At 63.1% G+C, this 5217-nt stretch carries 5 protein-coding genes and 1 pseudogene; 4 read left to right on the plus strand and 2 right to left on the minus strand.

The window, feature by feature from the left end:
* Both ENZ74_RS20710 and yihA read left to right on the plus strand, forming a co-directional pair.
* A pseudogene (locus ENZ74_RS20710) lies at nucleotides 1-220 on the plus strand (chloramphenicol acetyltransferase); the annotation flags it as partial.
* Entirely contained in the window at nucleotides 217-876 is a 660-nt protein-coding gene (gene yihA, locus ENZ74_RS20715) for a ribosome biogenesis GTP-binding protein YihA/YsxC (RefSeq protein ID WP_024502094.1), read from the plus strand. The pseudogene ENZ74_RS20710 and the gene yihA, both read left to right, overlap by 4 nt.
* A gap of 91 nt (nucleotides 877-967) precedes the next feature.
* Here yihA and ENZ74_RS20720 read toward each other — a convergent pair whose 3' ends face one another.
* Nucleotides 968-1702 (minus strand): TetR/AcrR family transcriptional regulator, encoded by a 735-nt coding sequence (locus tag ENZ74_RS20720; RefSeq protein WP_013528496.1) that lies wholly within the window; start codon nucleotides 1700-1702, stop codon nucleotides 968-970.
* A gap of 132 nt (nucleotides 1703-1834) precedes the next feature.
* On the opposite strand from ENZ74_RS20720, the gene ENZ74_RS20725 reads away from it, so the two are divergent.
* Both ENZ74_RS20725 and ENZ74_RS20730 read left to right on the plus strand, forming a co-directional pair.
* Nucleotides 1835-3034: an HlyD family secretion protein gene (locus tag ENZ74_RS20725; protein ID WP_013528495.1), complete on the plus strand. Its 1200-nt coding sequence runs from the start codon at nucleotides 1835-1837 to the stop codon at nucleotides 3032-3034.
* A gap of 22 nt (nucleotides 3035-3056) precedes the next feature.
* Nucleotides 3057-4652 (plus strand): DHA2 family efflux MFS transporter permease subunit, encoded by a 1596-nt coding sequence (locus tag ENZ74_RS20730; protein WP_127312961.1) that lies wholly within the window; start codon nucleotides 3057-3059, stop codon nucleotides 4650-4652.
* A gap of 198 nt (nucleotides 4653-4850) precedes the next feature.
* Here ENZ74_RS20730 and msrB read toward each other — a convergent pair.
* The coding region (gene msrB / locus ENZ74_RS20740) for a peptide-methionine (R)-S-oxide reductase MsrB (RefSeq protein ID WP_127312962.1) at nucleotides 4851-5217 on the minus strand (367 nt) is incomplete at its 5' end.

Genomic DNA, 5217 nt, shown 5'->3' on the forward strand with positions numbered 1-5217 from the left:
CGGCGCCATCGTCGCTGCGAAATCGGTGGTGACGCACGACGTGCCGCCCTATGCGATCGTCGCCGGCAACGCGGCCAAGGTGGTAAAGATGCGTTTCGACGACCGGACAATCAGGCGGCTGCTGGCGGTGGCGTGGTGGGACTGGCCGGTAGACAAGGTCAGCCGCAACCTCGATGCTATCCGGGGTGTCAATATTTCTCTTCTGGAGGCAGCAGCTTGAACGCTCTGAACAGCAGCATAATCGGCACCGAACTGTTTACGCGAGGGTGGATCTTCATCCGCGGCGTGCCGGCGATGAAGTTCCTGCCACCGGAAGGGCCGCCGGAAATCGCCTTTGCCGGCCGCTCGAATGTCGGCAAGTCGTCGCTGATCAATGCGCTGGTCAACCAGAAGGGGCTGGCGCGCACTTCCAACACGCCGGGGCGCACGCAGGAGCTCAACTATTTCGTGCCGGATGGATTTTCGGGCGAGGGCGCCGACCTGCCACCCTTGGCGCTGGTCGACATGCCCGGCTACGGCTACGCCACCGCGCCCAAGGAGAAGGTCGACGAGTGGACCAAGCTGGTCTTCGATTACCTCAAGGGCCGGGTCACGCTGAAACGCGTCTATGTGCTGATCGACGCCCGTCATGGCATCAAGGCCAAGGACGACGAAGTGCTGTCGCTGCTCGACAAGGCGGCGGTGTCCTATCAGATCGTGCTGACCAAGACCGACAAGATCAAGACTGCCGGCGTGCCGAGGCTGATCGAGGAGACGCTGGCAAAGATCAAGAAGCGGCCGGCGGCGTTCCCGTTCGTGCTGGCCACCTCTTCTGAAAAGGCCGAGGGCCTTCAGGAATTGCAGGCAGCCATCGTGCTTGCCGCCAATGGCGGCTAAAGCATCCGCACCTTAGAGCAATTCTAGGAAAAGTGTGAAGCGGTTTTCCGTCCAGAATTGCGTCTAAACAAAGAGTTAGAGCATGGTCTGGCTAGGGCTTGGCCTCGATAGCAATCGTCTGATGGCCTTCTTCCGCCACAAGCCTTTCGGTGCCGTAGGCCTTCAGGAACATGCTGACGCCTGACCTGACGATGTGGTCGATCTCGTCCTGGGTCGGGGCCTTGGTGCGGTAGGCGAAGATGCACTGGCGGAACAGACCGGCCAGGCACAGTTCGGTGAACTGATAGGCGGCAAGATCGACATCGTCGATGCGCAGCAGGTCGCGCTCGATGGCGGCATTGAGAAAGGCCGCGACCTTGTCGTGGCCACGCTTGGGACCGCGCTCGTAAAAACGCGCGCCCATGTCGGGGATCCGGTCTGATGCCCCGATCACCGTGCGCTGCGCTTGGACGACCTTGGCCGACGTGATCTTGAGAGCCAGCACCTTGCCGAACTTCACCAGCGTCTCGCGCAGGTTGTCGGCATTGTCCAGCACGTCATACATGTTCTTGAAGATGGTGCCGCGCTCTTCCTCGATCAGCGCCTCGAACAGCTCTTCCTTGTTGGCGAAGTAGACGTAGATCGTACCCTTGGAGACGCCGGCCTCGCGGGTGATGTCGTTCATCGAGGCGGCTTCGAAGCCCTTGTCGATGAAGACACGACGGGCGCCGTCGATGATCTGGCTGCGCTTGGCCGGATCCTGCCCCGCGGCCGGGCGGCCACGGCGCAAGCTTTCCAACAGGTCGTCACACGACTCGTTTTCGACATTGGGCGGGGTCTCGGCCATGAAAGTCACACCTCGAAAATAATTCGAACCAAGCGGTTCGATTGCCCTTGATATGGTCCTCTTTACGCGCTATGTCAACGGCCGGATCGAACCGAACGGTTCAATATTATATTATAACTTTAGAGAGATGTCATGTCCTCGAACGCGCCGACCACTGCTGAAGTCCGTCCCTTCCCCAACGCCAAGGTTGCGCCAGCGACGGAAGCACCGGAAGTACCTGTCCAGCCCGTCTCGTCGCCGCCGGCAGAGGCTCCGGCCAGGAAGAAGCGTTCGGTGCGTTCCTTCCTGCTGCCGGTCATCGGTGTTGCCTTGCTGGGCGCCGGCGCCTGGTATGGGTACGACTACTGGACAACGGGCCGCTTCATGATCTCGACGGACGATGCCTATGTCCAGGCGGACATGGCGTTCATCTCGCCCAAGATTTCCGGCTATGTCGATCAGGTCAAGGTCAGCGAGAACCAGCTGGTCAAGGCCGGCGATCCGCTGCTCGTCGTCGATGACGGCGATTACAAGATTGCCGTCGCCCAGGCCGAGGCGCAGATCGCCACCTTGAGCAAGACGCTCGACCGTATCGACGCCCAGACCGACGCGGCCCGCGCCTCGCTGCAGCAGGCCCAGGCGCAGAAGGTCGCCGACCAGGCCGCGGCCGACAACGCAGCCAAGGTCGCGGCGCGCGCCTCGCAGCTGCTCAAGACCCATGTCGGCACACAGGCGCAGCTGGACGACGCCCAGACCGCGGTCCAGCAGGCCGATGCCGCCCTTGTCGGCGCCGACGCACAGATCGCCGCCGCGCAAGCCAATATCGGCGTGCTGCAGGCGCAGCGCGCGGAATCGGCGAGCACGCTGGCGTCCCTGCAGCTCAGCCATGACAAGGCGCTGCGCGATCTTTCCTTCACCGTGCTCAAGGCGCCATATGACGGCATCGTCGGCAACCGCTCGGTCGAGCAGGGCGACCTTGTCAGCCCCGGCCAGAAGCTCGCCGTCATCGTGCCGATGGACAAGCTCTACATCGTCGCCAACTTCAAGGAGACACAACTTGCCCGGCTGGTTCCCGGCGAGAAGGTCAGGATCTCGGTCGATGCGACCGACGGCCAGGACTTCGAGGGAACCGTTTCGTCGCTGGCGCCGGCTTCGGGTGCCGTGTTCTCGCTGCTGCCGCCCGAAAACGCCACCGGCAACTTCACCAAGGTCGTGCAGCGCGTTCCGGTCCGCATCGATGTGCCGGCCGATGCGCTGAAGAGCGGTAAGCTGCGCGCCGGCCTGAGCGTCGTCGTCGCCGTCGACAGCCGCACCGCCCCATCCGGGTCGGCGTCAGTGGCAGCGTCGAATTGAGCGGCGGCCGGGGAGCAATGCCATGGCAACCGCAACCCTGACAGCAGGAGCGCCGCCGGCGAGGCCGGCTGTGCCTGACACCATTTCGACGCGGCGCGTCATCGCCTTCCTGGCGATGGTGTTCGGCATGTTCATGGCCATCCTCGACATCCAGATCGTCTCCGCCTCGCTGTCGGAGATCCAGGCCGGCCTGAGCGCCAGCTCCGACGAAATTCCGTGGGTGCAGACCGCCTACCTGATCGCCGAAGTGGTGATGATCCCGCTGTCGGGCTTTCTCAGCCGGATGCTGTCGACGCGCGTGCTGTTCACCATCTCGGCGGCAGGCTTCACCGCGGCCAGTGCGCTGGCGGCGACCGCCACCAACATCGACCAGATGATCGTCTACCGCGCCGTCCAGGGCTTCATCGGCGGCGGCATGATACCGAGCGTCTTTGCCGCTGCCTTCACCATCTTCCCGCCCTCGCGCCGCGCCGTCGTCTCGCCGATGATCGGCCGCGTGGCGACGCTGGCGCCGACCATCGGCCCGACCGTCGGTGGCTATATCAGCCATGCCATGTCCTGGCATTGGCTGTTCCTGGTCAATGTCGTGCCCGGCATCCTGGTGACAACGGCGGCCTGGATGCTGATCGACTTCGACAAGCCCAACCTCAAGCTGTTCAGCAAGTTCGACTGGTGGGGCCTCGCCGGCATGGCGGCCTTCCTGGGCTGCATGGAATATGTGCTCGAGGAAGGCCCCAACAATGACTGGCTGCAGGACCAGGGCGTCTTCATCTGCGCCGTCGTCATGACCGTCGGCGCGGTCCTGTTCTTCTGGCGCGTATTCACCGCCGAGGAGCCGATCGTCGACCTGAAGGCCTTCACCAACATCAACTTCGCCTTCGGCTCGCTATTCTCGTTCGTCATCGGCATCGGTCTCTACGGCCTGACCTATCTCTACCCGGTGTTCCTCGGGCGCATCCGCGGCTACGATTCGATGATGATCGGCGAGGCTCTGTTCGTCAGCGGCCTGGCGATGTTCTTCACCGCGCCGATCTCGGGCATCCTGTCGAACAAGATGGACCCGCGCCTGATGATGATGATCGGCTTCTTCGGCTTCGCCACCGGCACCTGGTGGATGACGCATCTGACCGCCGACTGGGATTTCTATGAGCTGCTCATCCCGCAGATCCTGCGCGGCTGTTCGATGATGCTGTGCATGGTTCCGATCAACAACATCGCGCTCGGCACCTTGCCGCCCGAGCGGCTGAAGAACGCGTCCGGCCTGTTCAATCTCACCCGCAACCTTGGCGGTGCCGTCGGCCTTGCGCTGATCAATACCGTGCTGATCGACCGCAACGCCTTCCACTACGCAAGGCTCTCCGAGCATGTGCAATGGGGCAGTGAAGCCGCGCAGACCAAGCTGCAGAACATGACCCGCAATTTCGAGCAGACCCCCGGCCTCGATGCGACAAGCGCTGCGATCTCCAAGTTGTCTGGCATGGTCCAGCAGCAGGCGGCGTTGCTGTCCTTCATGGACGTGTTCTTCATGCTGACGGTGCTGTTTGCGACGCTTGGCCTGTTCACCATGCTGATCCGCAAGCCGGCCGCACCGGGTGGCGGCGGCGGTGGGGGGCACTGATAGGGAGCAATTCCAGGAAAAGTGTAAGGCGGTTTTCCCGGGAAAAGCGCGCAGCGCTTTCCCTTGGAGATTGCGACAAGACAAGGATACGTGGGCAGCGGTTTCGGGAAGCTCCTCCAGTCCACGCCCGAAAAGCTCTGACCGCGTAAAAAACTCCGGGCCGCAAGCCCGGAGTTTTTTGCATTCGGGTCTATGGACTCAGGCCGTGGCCGGTTTGAAGGTCAGCGCGACGCCGTTGATGCAGTGGCGCAGGCCGGTCGGCGCCGGACCGTCGTCGAAGACATGGCCGAGATGGCCGCCGCAGCGGCGGCAATGTGCCTCGGTACGCGTCATGCCGAGCGACCTGTCCACGGTCGTGCCGATCGCCTTGGGGATCTCTTGCCAGAAGCTCGGCCATCCGGTGCCGGAATCGAATTTCGTCTCCGACGAATAGACCGGCAGGTCGCAGCCGGCACAGGCGAAAATGCCCTTGCGGTGTTCGTTGAGCAGCGGGCTGGTGCCGGGGTACTCCGTGCCTTCCTTGCGCAGCACGTCGAAGGCGGCCGGCGACAGGATGGCTTTCCAC

The sequence above is a fragment of the Mesorhizobium sp. M7A.F.Ca.CA.002.15.2.1 genome, assembly GCF_003998715.1.
Taxonomy (GTDB): domain Bacteria; phylum Pseudomonadota; class Alphaproteobacteria; order Rhizobiales; family Rhizobiaceae; genus Mesorhizobium; species Mesorhizobium ciceri.